The organism is Streptomyces sp. NPDC048514 (assembly GCF_043199955.1).
GTDB lineage: Bacteria > Actinomycetota > Actinomycetes > Streptomycetales > Streptomycetaceae > Streptomyces.
This window is the reverse complement of the sequence record NZ_JBICWT010000007.1, coordinates 256,042-269,654: the sequence shown is the minus strand read 5'-3', so window position 1 is coordinate 269,654 and position 13,613 is coordinate 256,042. Positions and strand designations below refer to the sequence as shown.

The following is a 13,613-nucleotide window of genomic DNA, read 5'->3' as shown; positions in this document are numbered from 1 at the left end:
GTAAACCAGACGTACGGTGCCGAGCCGCGGCCGTTGTCCGCATGGTGGACGGCGGCGGACAGCGCTCAGTCGCGGACGGAGATCTCCACTCCCCCGTCGGTGGCCAGTGCGGACAAGGCCGACAGGTCCTTCACCACGAGGTCGGCGTCCAGCTCTCCGGCCTGGTGGGTTGTGGCCAACGCCACGGTGGTCATCCCGGCCGCGCGGCCCGCGCGAAGACCGGCGGGGGCGTCCTCGAAGACCACGCACCGGGCCGGGTCCACGCCGAGCTGCCGGGCGGCGAGCAGGTAGGGCTCGGGGTCGGGCTTGCCGTGGGTGACGTCGTCCGCGGAGATCAGGGACTTGGGGCGGATGCCCACGGCGTCGAGGCGGGCCTCGGCCAGGCGCCGGGTGGCGGAGGTGACCACGGCCCAGCGGTCGGCGGGCAGCGAGTCCAGGAAGTCCCGGGTGCCGGGCAGCAGGCGCACACCGCCGCGCGGTACGTCCTCGACCTCCAGCTGCTCGACCCGGGCGACGGCCGCCGGCACCAGGTGGGCGGGCAGCAGGTCGGCGACTATCTCCACCGCCGTCCGCCCGTGCAGTTCCACGCGCCCGAACTGCGCCGCGCTGATCCCGTACTCCTGGGCCCAGCGGGACCAGCAGCGGTCGACGGAGTCGAGCGAGGAGACCAGGGTGCCGTCGTTGTCGAACAGGAGGGCGTGTGCGTGGATCGTCATGCTCCCGACCCTACGGGCGTACGACGGGGTCGGCGGCGGTGGGTCGTTTCGGCCGTAATAAGGTCACGGCATGCTCAATGCCCTGACGCTGGTGACCGCGATCACCGCGCTGCTGCTCGCCGCGTGGTGCGGCTGGGCGGCCTACCGGGACCAGCCGACCAAGGACTGGCACTTCATCGGCATGGCCGTGGTGTCGCTGCTGGCCGCCGTCCAGCTGGTGGTCGGGATCGTGCAGCTGGCGCGGGGCGAGAAGCCGGAGCAGGGCACGACGATCTTCGTGGCGTATCTGCTGGGCGCCTTCGCCTGCGTTCCGGCGGCGGGGCTCATGTCCCTGTCCGAGCGGTCCCGCTGGGGATCGGTGACGGCCGCGGCGGGCGGCGTGGTGCTGGCCGTGCTGGAAGTACGGCTCTTCGACATCTGGGGAGGCTGAGGTGGCGACGGCGCAGGAGAAGCCGGCCCGGTTGATCAGCGGGCCGGGCATGCTGCTCGTCTGGTTCTACGGCGTGATGGTGGTCGGCGCGGTGTCGCGTTCGGCCTACCAGATCGCCACGGACTTCCAGCGGGCGCCGCTCGCCTACTCCCTGTCGGCGGTGGCCGGCGTGGTGTACGGGTTCATCACCTACACGCTGGTCCGGGGCGGGGAGAAGGCCCGTCGGGCGGCACTGGTGTGCTGCGCCGCCGAACTGGCGGGCGTGCTGATCGTGGGGACCTGGACCCTGGTCGAGCCGTCCGCCTTCCCCGACTCGACCGTGTGGTCCGACTACGGCATGGGCTACGTCTTCATTCCCGTGCTGCTGCCGCTCTCCGCGATGTACTGGTTGCGGAAGGCGCGGGCTCGCACGGGCGCCTGAGGAACACCGGCGGCCGCCGGTCCGCCGCGGCTCGTGGCGCGGCTCCCCGCGCCCCGTCCCGCGCCCCCTGCCCGGGTGCCCCTCACGCCGTGGCCGCGTAGGTCCCCGCCTGCTTCTCCAGGACGATCAGCTCGACGCCGTCCGCACCCGTGGAGCGGCCCACCGTCTCGTAGCCGGAGCGGCGGTAGAGGCGGAGGTTGCTCTCGCTGCGGTGGCCCGTGTGGAGGCGGAACCTCTTGGCGCCGCGCTCCCCGGCGAGCGCCGCTTCGGCCGCGCGCAGCAGCCGTGCGCCGATGCCGTGCCCCTGCAGGCGCGGGTGGACGCAGAGCTTGCCGATGGCCGCGGCACCGTCCTCGGTGACCTTGCCACGCACCGAGCCGACCACTTCGTCGCCGAGCCGGGCGACGAAGACGCAGTCCGCGCCGACCTCCTGACGGACCGAGTCGAGGGTCTGCACGAGCGGGTCGATGCGGTAGTTGCCGTAGAGCGCCGCCTCGCCCTGGAAGCAGAGGTACTGGAGCCTGAAGATCTGCTCCGCGTCCTGCTCGGTCGCCACCGAGATGGTCACGCTCATGCCCATGTGCGCATGCCTCCCGCTCACCTGATCACCTGTCGTACCTCACTCCTATCCCCGCACTTCGCGGGAAGCAACCTCCGGGCCGAGCAAACGACGCAGACATCCCAGACATCTGGAGCGTTCCGGCCCGAGACTGCCCTGTGAGATACCCAACTCCCCCGCGATCTCCCGGTATGTCAGGTCTCTCGGCGAGAGCAGCGCCTCCATGAGCCGGGGGCACCGGCCGGGCAGCCGGCGCACCGCGTCCCGCAGGGTCCGGTACCGGGCGGCCGTGAGGGCGAGTTGCTCGGGGCCGGGGCGGATGTCGTCGGCCGGCTCCGCCCCGTACGGGCGTTCGAGGCGGGTGGTGCGCCGGGTGCGGCGCGCCTCGGCCCGGACGGCCTTGCGCAGCCAGCCGTGCGGGTCCGGCGGCGGGCCGTCGGTCGCCAGCCGCTCCAGCAGCCGGAGCCAGACGGCCTGTTCGAGGTCGCCCGGCTCGCCCCCGGAGGAATATGCCTCCGCGGAAGCCTCGGCGGTGAGCAGCGGGCGCAGGGTGGCCACCAGGTCGTGCGTCATATGCGGAACGACGAGCCGCCCCGGCGATGAGTTGCCGGAGCGGCTCGCAGTCATCCGAAGGGGGTGCCGGCGGGGCCGCCGGTTGACGCGGTCAGCCGTTCAGGAAGTCGGCGCGCGCGAGCAGGCCGGTGTCGGCGTTGTCGGTGAAGACGCCGTCGATGCCGGTCGCGAAGTAGGTCTTGAAGGCGCCGAAGGCATCCCCGTAGGCGTCGGCCGCGCCCCCCTTGCGGTACTCGGCCGGCAGGAAGGGGTTCTCGTTGCGCATGGTGTAGGGGTGCAGGACCAGTCCCACCCGGTGCGCGTCGGCGACCAGCGTGGTCGGCTGCGCCAGGGTGCCGTCCGCCTTCTTCGGGATGACCAGGTCCAGGGTCGGGCCGATGCCCTGCGCGTAGCCGGCGATCTCCCGGAGGCCCCGGGGGGTGATCAGGTCGGCGACCGTGCGCGGGTCGCCGGACGCCACGAAGTCGTAGGGGCGGCTGTCGGCCGTGGACAGCAGCACCACGAGCGGGTTGTCGACCAGCCGGTTCAGCCTCTGGATGCTGGTGGGCTCGAAGGACTGCAGGATGACAGGCGAGTTCCGGCCGTCCTTGCCGTGCTTGCGCAGCAGCTTCGCGACCCGCTCCTCCAAGGCCAGGCCGAGCCGCCGGAAGTAGGTGGGGTGCTTGGTCTCGGGGTAGATCCAGACCTGCCTGCCGCGCTTGCGGGTCTGCTCGTCCTGCCACTCGAGGACCTCTTCGAACGTGGGGATCGCCCAGCGGCCGTCGTAGAGGGTGTTGTGCGGACGGTTGGCCGGGATGCGCTCGATCGCGCGCAGGGTCTTCAGCTCGGCGAGCGTGAAGTCCTCGGTGAACCAGCCGGTGGTGGGCACGCCGTCGAGGACCTTGGTGGTCCGGCGGCCGGCGAACTCGGGGTGGTCCGCGACGTTCGTGGTGCCACCGATCTCCGGCTCGTGCCGGCAGACCAGGTGCCCGTCCCTGGTGGGGACCAGGTCACCGGCCTCGACGACGTCGGCGCCGAGGTCCAGGGCCAGGTTGTACGAGCCGAACGTGTGCTCGGGGCGGTACCCGCTGGCACCCCGGTGACCGATGATCGTCGGCACCGGAAGGCTCTTCAGCCCGCGCCCCCCGTGCCCGGCCCCGCGCGCCTCGGCCGCTCCGGCCGCACCGGGCAGCCCGAGGACCGCTCCGCCCGCGCCGAGCACCGCGGCGCCGAGGATCGCCCGCCGTCCCGTGATGCCCTGTGTCTGCTCGTTCACCCTGTCGCCGCCCATCGGGGCCCTCCTGCCACTCGCACTGAGTTCCGTCTTCGGCGCTCCGCGCCTTCGGTGCGCGCTGATCGTAGGGGCGCGCGCATGACGGGAGGGAGTCGTCGGCTCGAACACCCGGGTGCCGCCGTGTGTCCTGAAGAGGGCGGGACATGACGGCCCGTCGGCATCGGCGGGTGCGGACCGGGTACCCGGGGCACGAGGGCGCGGGGCGACGTCCGTCACACCGTCACCCCGCCGTGACGGGCCGCTCGCGGCACACCGCCGCAGGTAAACCCGTGTCAACACTTGGTAAGACCTCGGTGAACCGGACCTCCCCGATGTGCGCTCGCCGGGGCGCCGCGAGTAATGTCCTCACCTGCACAGACTCATATCGCTCCCCCCGACGCCGGAGGACCCGTTGTCCCGCTTCGCGCTCATCAAGGCAGTGCTCGGACCGATCATGCGTCTGATGTTCCGCCCACAGGTGGAGGGCGCGGAGCACATCCCGGGGGACGGACCGGTCATTCTGGCCGGTAATCACCTCACGTTCATCGACTCGATCGTGCTGCCGATCGTCACCAAGCGGCAGGTCTGCTTCATCGGCAAGGACGAGTACGTCACCGGCAAGGGCTTCAAGGGCCGGCTGATGGCCTGGTTCTTCACCGGCGTCGGCATGATCCCGGTGGACCGGGACGGGGCGAACGGCGGTGTCGCCGCGCTGATGACCGGGCGTCGGATCCTGGAGGAGGGCAGGGTCTTCGGGATCTACCCCGAGGGCACGCGCTCACCCGACGGGCGGCTGTACCGGGGGCGCACCGGTATCGCGCGGCTGACGCTGATGACCGGGGCGCCGGTGGTTCCCTTCGCGATGATCGGCACCGACAAGCTGCAGCCCGGCGGGAACGGGATTCCGCGGCCGGGCCGGGTCACCGTCCGGTTCGGTGAGGCGATGGAGTTCTCGCGGTACGAGGGCATGGACCGGGACCGGTACGTGCTGCGGGCCGTGACCGACTCCGTCATGGCCGAGGTCATGCGGCTGTCGGGTCAGGAGTACGTGGACATGTACGCCACGAAGGCCAAGGCCGCCTAGCCTCTTCCGGCGGACCGGCGCGGTGCCGGTGCGCGTCCGCCTGCAGGTGGAATCTATCGCCGACACATCGGGCATTCGGCCGTATGAACCGCCTATATGACCACATAACATGTCTGATTCAGACATGCGCAAACCTTCTCGGCGTACTCTGCTCCGTACCCCGATCGCCGTCGTCGGCGCGGGATTCCTGGCAGCCTGTACCAGATCCGGTTCCGAGCCCGGCTCCGGCCCCCAAAGGGCGAGCGGCGGGGGGACGTTCGTCCCGGCCGGGCCCAAGGGGTACGTCAACCCGTCGGATCCCGAGGTTCTTGCCGCCGAGCGCAGACGCGGGTCCGGCCGCGTGCGCACGTTCGCTCTCACCGCATCCGAGGCCAAGCTGGACCTGGGCGGACGGTCCGTGCGGACGTGGGCGTACAACGAGCAGGTGCCGGGCCCGCTCGTCCGGGTGACCGCCGGCGACACGCTCGACCTGACGCTCACCAACCGGCTGCCCGCCAACACCACGCTGCACTCGCACGGGGTGCGGCTGCGCTGCGACATGGACGGCGTGCCCGACCTGACCCAGCGGGCCATCCACCCCGGGACCGACTTCCGCTACCGCTTCGCCATCAAGCACCCCGGGACCTATCTGCTGCACTCCCACGTCGGGATGCAGCCCGACCGGGCGCTGTACGCGCCGCTGGTGGTCGACGACCCCAGGGAACCCCTCTCCTACGACAAGGAGTGGGTCGTGGTGCTGGACGACTGGCTGGACGGCGTGGAGGGCTCCACCCCCGAGAACGTCCTGGAGCAGCTCAAGCCCGGCGGCCCCATGGACATGGGCGGTATGGACATGGGGAACATGGCCATGGGTCCCGGTCACGGCAGCGCCGGTCCCGGCCGGTCGGCGAGCGCGCGCCCGTCGTCCAGGAAGCCCTCGGGCCCCAACCGGGTGCTGCACGACTCGCACAGCCGCATCCTGCACGGGGAGGGCGGCAGCGTCGCCTATCCGCACTACCTGATCAACGGGCACCTGCCCGGCAGTCCCCCGGTGTTCCGCTGCCGTCCGGGCGACCGCGTCCGGCTGCGCTTCATCAACGCCGGTTCCGAGACCGCCTTCCGGGTCGCGCTGGGCGGCCACCGGATGGCCATCACGCACACCGACGGCTATCCCGTGAAGCACAAGATGACCGACGCCCTCATCATCGGCATGGCGGAGCGTTACGACGTGCTGGTCACCGTCAAGGACGGCGTCTTCCCGCTGGTCGCGCTCCCCGAGGGCAAGAAGGGCAAGGCGCTCGCCGTCCTGCGCAGCGACAAGGGGAAGGGGAATCTGCCCCCGGCCGGCGTCCGCCCGGACGAACTCGACGGGAAGACCGTCCCCGCCCGCCGCCTGCTGCCCGACGACTCGGTGGCTCTCGCCCGCCGTGAACCCGACCGCGAGATGCGCATCAGGATCACCGGCAGCATGAAGAAGTTCGACTGGGGATTCGACCACAAGGCCTATTCCCCGCAGCAGCGCCACCCGGTCCGGGCCGGCGAACGGGTGCGGCTCACCCTCATCAACGCCACGGACATGTGGCATCCGATGCACCTGCACGGACACACGTTCGCGGTGGCCGGTCTGGACGGCGTGGGTGCGCGCAAGGACACCGCGATGGTGCTGCCGCACCGCAAGCTGGTGGTCGACTTCGACGCCGACAATCCGGGGCTGTGGATGCTGCACTGCCACAACCAGTACCACTCGGAGAGCGGGATGATGACGGTGCTCGGCTACAAGAGGTGACGCCCGGGGCACCTCGGCGATGCCCCGGGGCGCGGGTGAGCGTGCGCCGGCCCGTTCGGTTTCCGCGCCCCCGGGCCGGTCAGCTCGGGCCGCTGTCCAGTTTCTGGCCCTTCAGCAGGAACCAGGCCACCGCCGAGGCCGCGAGCAGGACCGCCGCGCCCGCACCGCAGGCCAGGTGAAGGCCGTGGACGAAGGATTCGCGGGCCGCGTCGAGCAGCGCCTCCGCCTGGTGCGGGGGCAGCTTCGCCGCGGCCTGCGCCGCCGCGCCCAGGGACTCGTGGGCCCCGGCCGGGGTGCCGGCCGGACCCGCGAAGTCGCGGTAGACACCGGTCACGATCGAGCCCAGCAGGGCGATGCCCAGGGCCGCGCCCAGTTCGTACGCCGTCTCGGAGACCGCCGAGGCGGCGCCCGCCTGCTCCTTGGGCACGCTGGAGAGGATCACGTCGGCGGTGACCGTGAAGGAGAAGCCCGCGCCGACGCCCACGACCAGCAGGGCGGCGCCGAGGACCGGGTAACCGGTGGACCGGCCGAGCATCGTCAGCACGGCCAGGGCCAGTCCGACGGCCGCGAGGCCTCCCGAGACCACGGTGCGGACCGACAGGCGCCGGGCCGCGCGGCCCGCGATCAGCCCGGCCACCACCGCGCCGACGGCGGCGGGCAGTTCGGCGAGGCCTGCCTCGAACGGGCGTCTGCCCTGCACGAGTTGCAGGTACTGGGAGAGGAAGAACACCAGGCCGGACATGCCGAGGACGGTCAGCAGGTCGGCGAGGACCGCGCCGCTGAAGCCGCGGCGCCTGAACAGCCGCATGTCCAGCAACGGGATCGGCATGGTGAGCTGGCGGCGGACGAAGCCGTACAGGGCCGCCGCGCCCAGCAGGCCGGTGCCGGCGGTCGTCCAGGTGAAGCCGTGGGTGGCCGCCTCCTTGACCGCGTAGACCAGGCCGATCATGCCGACCAGTGAGAGCAGGACGCTGATCAGGTCCCAGGGGCCCGGACGGGGATTGCGGGACTCGGGCAGCGTGCGGATGCCGACGAGCACCAGTACCGCCATCACCGGCAGGTTGATCAGGAAGACCGAGCCCCACCAGAAGTGCTCGAGGAGGAACCCGCCCACGATCGGCCCGACCGCCGTACCGGCGGAGGCGGTGGCGCCCCAGATGCCGACGGCGAGGCTGCGCTCGCGGGAGTCGTGGAAGAGGTTGCGGATGAGGGCGAGGGTGGCGGGCATCAGGGTCGCGCCCGCGACGCCGAGCAGGGCCCGCGCCAGGATCATCAGTTCGGGTGTCGTCGCATAGGCGTTGAGCACGGAGATCGCGCCGAACGCCGTCGCGCCGCCGAGCAGGATCCGCTTGCGGCCGATGCGGTCGCCGAGGCTGCCCATGGAGACGAGCAGACCGGCGATGACGAACGAGTAGACGTCACCGATCCACAGCAGCTGGGTGCCGGAGGGGTTCAGGTCTTCGCTGATGTAGGGGGTCGCCAGACCGAGGACGGTGGCGTCGACGGCCACCAGCAGCACGGCCAGGACGAGGACGGAGAGCGCGAGCCAGCGGCCCGGGCGCTTCTCCATCTCCGCCGCGCGAGCCGGCTGCAGGGTGCTGGTCATGATTCCTCTCTTCGTCGCGCGTCTTCGTCGCGCGCGTTCGTGTGCGGGTGCCGGCGTGCTGCGGGTGCCGGTGTGCGGGTGTTCGTCACGCGTCGGTGCGTCGAGCGCCGCCGAGCAGCAGTTCGACGATCATGTGGGTGAAGTCCTTGGCGGCGACCCGGCCCTCGCTCACGGCCCAGGCACCGGAGGCCAGCAGGCCGTAGAGCGCCTCGGTGAGCCAGGCCGGGGTGAGGTCGATGCGGAACTCGCCGCTCTCCTGACCGCGCCGGAACAGGGCGTTGAGGCGTTCGTCCATCCGGGCCCAGCCCTCGTTCTGCTGCTCGCCCTCGAACAGCTGGTTCTCGGTGTACAGGAAGGCGAGCAGGCCGGCGGCGGGTTCGATCGCGCCGACCAGCCGGTGCACGGCCGCGCCCGCCGGGCCCTCGTCCAGCCGGGCCGCGTCCAGCGCCGCCTCGCACTCGGCGATGCCGAGCGCCTCCAGCGCCCGTACGAGCGCGTCGCGGCCGGCGAAGTGGCGGTGCAGCGTGGCCCGGCTGATCCCGGCACTCTTGGCCACCTCGTCCATGGTCGCGGTGGACTTGCGGGTCAGCAGGGCGGCGGCGCTGCGCAGTACGTGGTCACGATCCAAGGCCATGAGACAAGGATAACCCATGTGAGACACCAATGTCTCACTCACGACACGGATGACTCATAAGTGCTGGTCATCGCGGGGTCTCGTCAGTGCCAGGGCAGCTGTCCGCGCCGCTCCCAGTAGGCGTGCGGGTCCTCCGCCAGCGTGGCGAGGCGGGTCAGCTGGTCCACGTCGAGGTCGACGGCGGGAGCGTGCAGGTTGGAGACGAGCTGCGGGACCGTCGCGGCGCCGGACAGGACGACGCCGGTCCAGGGCTGCCGCAGGATCCACGCGAGGGCCACGGCGTCGCAGCCGAGGGAGGCCTCCTCGGCCACGGCGCGCAGCGCGTCCGGGGCGTGCGGCGCCGCCAGCCGGCCGTTGGCCATGCCCTCCTTGACGATCACGGTGAGTCCGGCGTCGTGCGCCTCGGCGAGGGCGGGTCCCGCCGACGTCTCCAGGACGTTGTACGTCGACTGGACGGTACGGAAGAGGGGCTCGCCGTCGACGGTGACGGCGAGGGCGGCGCGGATGGCGTCGGACTGGGCCGGCCCGCTGGTGGAGAAGCCGACGGTGAGGCCCTCTGCGGCGGCCCGGGCCAGGGTGGCGTGGAGTTCCTTGTCGGTGAGGGCGGGGCTGTCCGGGGTCACCGAGTGGATCTGGTAGAGGTCGAGCCGGTCGCCGAGCAGGGCGCGGGTCTCGGCCCGCTGCCGCTCATAGGTGGCGGGACCGTGGTCCTTGACCTCGTGCCGCTCGGCGTCGGTGGACCAGTCCGCGGTGTAGGTGTAGCCCCACTTACTGCCGATCACGACGTCTTCGACGTCGGGGCGGGCGTCCAGCCAGCCGGCGAGGAACTCCTCGGAACGGCCGTAGGAACGCGCCACGTCGAAGTAGCGGACGCCCTGGGCGTAGGCGGCGTCGAGGAGTTCGTGGGTGCGGGTGCGCAGCGCGTCGACGCTGCGGTTCTCCCCCAGGTCCGTGTCGCGGCCGAGGTTGATGTAACCGGGGCGGCCGACGGCGGCGAGACCGAGTCCGATGTGGCAGGTCGGTGTCGTGGCGTGCGCGAGACGGGCGAAGGGCATCGCGGGCTCCGTTGGTCGGCTGCGGTACGGCTTGCGACCAACGTAACCCGCGACGACGCTCCGCTCCGGGAGCCGGGAGCCGGGAGCCGGGGGCCCGGGAGCCCCGGTGGTGCCGGCCCGTCGGGCGGGTGCGCGTCCGTGGGGGCTCTTCGCGCAGTTCCCCGCGCCCCTGACGGGGCGCTCCCCTGCCGCGCCCCCTTGACCCCGGCCCAAGCATGCCGGGCCAGGGCCCGCCGGCCGGTGCGCGTCCGCTGGGGCTCTTCGCGCGGTTCCCCGCGCCCCTGACGGGGCGCTCCCCTACCGCGCCCTCTTGGCCTCGGCCCATTCGTGCTGGGCCGCCACGTCCGTCCTGATCTCCGCGAGCTGGACGGCGACGGCGCTGGGCGCCGTGCCGCCACGGCCGTTGCGGGAGGCCAGGGCGCCGGGCACGTTGAGGACCGTGCGGACCTCGGGGGTGAGGTGAGCGGAGATCTTCGCGAACTGCTCGTCGGTGAGACCGTCCAGCTCCTTGCCCTCGGCCTCGGCGGCCTTCACGCACTCCCCCGCGACCTCGTGCGCCACGCGGAACGGCACGCCCCGCTTGACCAGCCACTCGGCGATGTCGGTGGCGAGCGAGAAGCCGGCCGGGGCCAGTTCCTCCATGCGCTCGCGGTTGACCGTGAGGGTGGCGATCATGCCGGTGAAGGCGGGAAGCAGCACCTCCAGCTGATCGCAGGAGTCGAAGACCGGCTCCTTGTCCTCCTGCAGGTCGCGGTTGTAGGCGAGGGGCAGGGCCTTCAGGGTGGCGAGCAGTCCGGTGAGGTTGCCGATCAGGCGGCCCGACTTGCCGCGTGCCAGCTCCGCGATGTCCGGGTTCTTCTTCTGGGGCATGATCGACGAGCCGGTGGAGAAGGCGTCGTGCAGGGTCACGAAGGAGAACTCCTTCGTGTTCCAGATGATGATCTCCTCGGCGATCCGGCTGAGGTTCACGCCGATCATCGCGGTGATGAAGGCGAACTCGGCGGCGAAGTCGCGGGAGGCCGTGCCGTCGATGGAGTTGCCGGCGCTGCCGTGCTCGAAGCCGAGATCGGCGGCCACCGCCTCCGGGTCCAGGCCCAGCGAGGAGCCCGCGAGCGCCCCCGAGCCGTACGGCGAGACGGCCGTCCGCTCGTCCCACTGGCGCAGCCGTTCCGCGTCCCGGGACAGGGACTGCACGTGGGCGAGGACATGGTGGGCGAAGAGCACCGGCTGGGCGTGCTGGAGGTGGGTGCGGCCGGGCATCGCCACGTCCGGGTGGGCCTCGGCCAGGCCGATCAGCGCGTCCTGGAGCTCGGCGATCAGGCCGCCGACGATCCGCGCGTGGTCCCGCAGGTACATCCGGAAGAGGGTCGCGATCTGGTCGTTCCGCGACCGGCCCGCGCGCAGCTTGCCGCCGAGGTCCGGGCCGAGGCGCTCCAGCAGGCCGCGCTCCAGCGCGGTGTGGACGTCCTCGTCGGCGATGGTGCCGGTGAAGGAGCCGTCGGCGACGTCCGCCTCCAGCCGGTCGAGGCCGGCGATCATCCGGGTCAGTTCGTCCTCGGTGAGCAGCCCCGCCTTGTGCAGCACGCGCGCGTGGGCACGCGAGCCGGCGATGTCGTAGGGCGCGAGCCGCCAGTCGAAGTGGACGGACGCGGACAGCTTCGCCAGGGCCTCGGCGGGACCGTCGGCGAAACGGCCGCCCCAGAGCCGTACGTCACCGCTGTTGCTGCTCACTTGCGTTGCTCCTCGGAGGTGTGTTCGTGCCACGGGTCTCTGTGTGCGGACGCCTCCCCACCTTTGCAGGCGGGGAGGCGGCTGTCAGGCGATGCGTGCGAGGTGACCCGAAGGCCTTACGCGGGGTCCGCGTCCGGGCTAGGCCTGCAGATCACGCCGTGCGGCGATCTTCGAGGACAGGCTGTAGATGTCGATGAAGCCCTTGGCCGCCGCCTGGTCGAAGGTGTCGCCGGTGTCGTAGGTGGCGAGGTTGAAGTCGTACAGGGACGACGGGGAGCGCCGGCCGGTGACGACCGCGCGGCCGCCCTGCAGGGTCATCCGGACTTCGCCGGTCACGTGCTGGCTGGCCTCGTCGATGAAACCGTCCAGGGCCCGCTTCAGCGGGGAGAACCACTGGCCGTCGTAGACCAGCTCGCCCCAGCGCTGCTCGACCTGCCGCTTGTAGCGGGCCAGCTCGCGCTCGACGGTGACGTTCTCCAGCTCCTGGTGGGCCGTGATCAGCGCGATCGCGCCGGGGGCCTCGTAGACCTCGCGGGACTTGATGCCGACGAGGCGGTCCTCGACCATGTCGATCCGGCCGATGCCCTGGGCGCCGGCGCGCTCGTTGAGCTGCTGGATGGCCTGCAGGACGGTGACGGGCCTGCCGTCGATCGCGACCGGGACGCCCGCCTCGAAGCCGATGACCACCTCGTCGGCCTCGCGCGGGAGGGCCGGGTTGGAGGTGTATTCGTAGATGTCCTCGATCGGGGCGTTCCAGATGTCCTCCAGGAAGCCCGTCTCGACGGCACGCCCGAAGACGTTCTGGTCGATGGAGTACGGGGACTTCTTGGTGGTGGCGATCGGAAGCCGCTTGGCCTCGCAGAAGGCGATCGCCTTGTCCCGGGTCATCGCGTAGTCGCGGACCGGGGCGATGCACTTCAGGTCGGGGGCGAGGGCGACGATGCCGGCCTCGAAGCGGACCTGGTCGTTGCCCTTGCCGGTGCAGCCGTGGGCGACCGTGGTGGCGCCGTGCTTCTGGGCGGCGGCGACGAGGTGCTTGACGATCGTCGGCCGGGAGAGGGCGGAGACCAGCGGGTAGCGGTCCATGTAGAGGGCGTTGGCCTTGATCGCCGGGAGGCAGTACTCGTCGGCGAACTCGTCCTTGGCGTCGGCGACCTCGGCCTCCACCGCGCCGCACGCGAGGGCGCGCTTGCGGATGACGTCCAGGTCCTCGCCGCCCTGGCCGACGTCGACCGCGACGGCGATGACCTCGGCGCCCGTCTCCTCGGCGATCCAGCCGATGGCGACGGAGGTGTCCAGACCGCCTGAGTAGGCGAGTACGACGCGCTCGGTCACGGGTTTTCTCCTCACAGTGCATTCGCTGACATGCATGAGTATGCAGCAGTCTGCATGATTCGTCAATCGCCCCTTTCGGGGGAACGCGCGGATCACCCTGATGCGGTGCGCCCTCCAGGGGCCGCCGAACATCGTCCGGGTGCACGGCCGGGGCGAGCCGGTCTTCCGCGACGACCCGCGCTTCGGGAGCTGCTCACCCGGTTGCCGGACGCCGACCCCGGCGTACGGACTGCGGGCGATCAGCGTCGTCCACGCCGGGCTGGTACGGGACAGCTGCGGGTACGCCGTGCCCCACCTGGCGTACGAGGAGGACCGGGACCTGCACGGCAAGCGGTTCGCGCGCGAGGACGACGCCTCACCGAGCGCCTGCGTCACCAGGAAGGAGTACGTCGCGACCAGCCCGGACGGACTGCCCGGGCTGCCGCTGCCGCTCCCCCCGTCTAGCGTCTGAG

13 protein-coding genes and 1 pseudogene are annotated in these 13,613 nt (G+C 71.6%); 5 read left to right on the top strand and 9 right to left on the bottom strand.

Going from position 1 to position 13,613, the window contains the following annotated elements:
* Positions 1–65: 65 nt before the first annotated feature.
* Positions 66–716, bottom strand: a complete 651-nt coding sequence (locus ACGFT2_RS17730; RefSeq protein WP_393278876.1) for an HAD family hydrolase — start codon at positions 714–716, stop codon at positions 66–68.
* A gap of 70 nt (positions 717–786) precedes the next feature.
* On the opposite strand from ACGFT2_RS17730, the gene ACGFT2_RS17725 reads away from it, so the two are divergent.
* Together ACGFT2_RS17725 and ACGFT2_RS17720 are read left to right on the top strand one after the other, a co-directional pair.
* The gene (locus ACGFT2_RS17725) at positions 787–1,146 is read left to right on the top strand and encodes a hypothetical protein (RefSeq protein ID WP_393278874.1); all 360 of its coding nucleotides are present in this window, start codon (positions 787–789) and stop codon (positions 1,144–1,146) included.
* A 1-nt stretch (position 1,147) separates the two neighbouring features.
* On the top strand, positions 1,148–1,567 hold the full coding sequence (locus ACGFT2_RS17720) for a hypothetical protein (protein ID WP_393278872.1): 420 nt from the start codon (positions 1,148–1,150) through the stop codon (positions 1,565–1,567).
* Positions 1,568–1,649: 82 nt separating this feature from the next.
* Here ACGFT2_RS17720 and ACGFT2_RS17715 read toward each other — a convergent pair whose 3' ends face one another.
* The 3 genes from ACGFT2_RS17715 to ACGFT2_RS17705 all read right to left on the bottom strand — a co-directional run bounded on the left by ACGFT2_RS17715 (position 1,650) and on the right by ACGFT2_RS17705 (position 3,969).
* Positions 1,650–2,147: a GNAT family N-acetyltransferase gene (locus ACGFT2_RS17715; protein WP_393279213.1), complete on the bottom strand. Its 498-nt coding sequence runs from the start codon at positions 2,145–2,147 to the stop codon at positions 1,650–1,652.
* A 45-nt stretch (positions 2,148–2,192) separates the two neighbouring features.
* Positions 2,193–2,699, bottom strand: coding sequence for a sigma-70 family RNA polymerase sigma factor (locus ACGFT2_RS17710; protein WP_393278870.1), 507 nt, complete (start codon positions 2,697–2,699; stop codon positions 2,193–2,195).
* Between the two features lie 91 nt (positions 2,700–2,790).
* Positions 2,791–3,969 (bottom strand): glycerophosphodiester phosphodiesterase, encoded by a 1,179-nt coding sequence (locus ACGFT2_RS17705; RefSeq protein ID WP_393278868.1) that lies wholly within the window; start codon positions 3,967–3,969, stop codon positions 2,791–2,793.
* 394 nt (positions 3,970–4,363) lie between these two features.
* On the opposite strand from ACGFT2_RS17705, the gene ACGFT2_RS17700 reads away from it, so the two are divergent.
* Together ACGFT2_RS17700 and ACGFT2_RS17695 are read left to right on the top strand one after the other, a co-directional pair.
* The gene (locus ACGFT2_RS17700) at positions 4,364–5,035 is read left to right on the top strand and encodes a lysophospholipid acyltransferase family protein (RefSeq protein ID WP_393278866.1); all 672 of its coding nucleotides are present in this window, start codon (positions 4,364–4,366) and stop codon (positions 5,033–5,035) included.
* Positions 5,036–5,159: 124 nt separating this feature from the next.
* Entirely contained in the window at positions 5,160–6,800 is a 1,641-nt protein-coding gene (locus ACGFT2_RS17695) for a multicopper oxidase family protein (RefSeq protein ID WP_393278864.1), read from the top strand.
* A gap of 79 nt (positions 6,801–6,879) precedes the next feature.
* Here ACGFT2_RS17695 and ACGFT2_RS17690 read toward each other — a convergent pair whose 3' ends face one another.
* The 5 genes from ACGFT2_RS17690 to ACGFT2_RS17670 form a co-directional block, all read right to left on the bottom strand.
* Complete coding sequence (locus ACGFT2_RS17690; protein WP_393278862.1) at positions 6,880–8,406, bottom strand: MFS transporter; 1,527 nt, start codon at positions 8,404–8,406, stop codon at positions 6,880–6,882.
* 85 nt (positions 8,407–8,491) lie between these two features.
* A complete protein-coding gene (locus ACGFT2_RS17685) occupies positions 8,492–9,040 on the bottom strand; it encodes a TetR/AcrR family transcriptional regulator (RefSeq protein WP_393278860.1) in 549 nt (182 codons plus the stop codon).
* Between the two features lie 83 nt (positions 9,041–9,123).
* Entirely contained in the window at positions 9,124–10,095 is a 972-nt protein-coding gene (locus ACGFT2_RS17680; protein WP_393278858.1) for an aldo/keto reductase, read from the bottom strand.
* A 297-nt stretch (positions 10,096–10,392) separates the two neighbouring features.
* The gene (argH, locus tag ACGFT2_RS17675) at positions 10,393–11,826 is read right to left on the bottom strand and encodes an argininosuccinate lyase (RefSeq protein ID WP_393278856.1); all 1,434 of its coding nucleotides are present in this window, start codon (positions 11,824–11,826) and stop codon (positions 10,393–10,395) included.
* Between the two features lie 138 nt (positions 11,827–11,964).
* A complete protein-coding gene (locus tag ACGFT2_RS17670) occupies positions 11,965–13,161 on the bottom strand; it encodes an argininosuccinate synthase (protein WP_393278854.1) in 1,197 nt (398 codons plus the stop codon).
* A 76-nt stretch (positions 13,162–13,237) separates the two neighbouring features.
* Between ACGFT2_RS17670 and ACGFT2_RS17665 the strand changes: the two are divergent.
* Positions 13,238–13,612, top strand: a pseudogene (locus tag ACGFT2_RS17665) (pyridoxamine 5'-phosphate oxidase family protein); the annotation flags it as partial.
* Position 13,613: the final 1 nt, after the last annotated feature.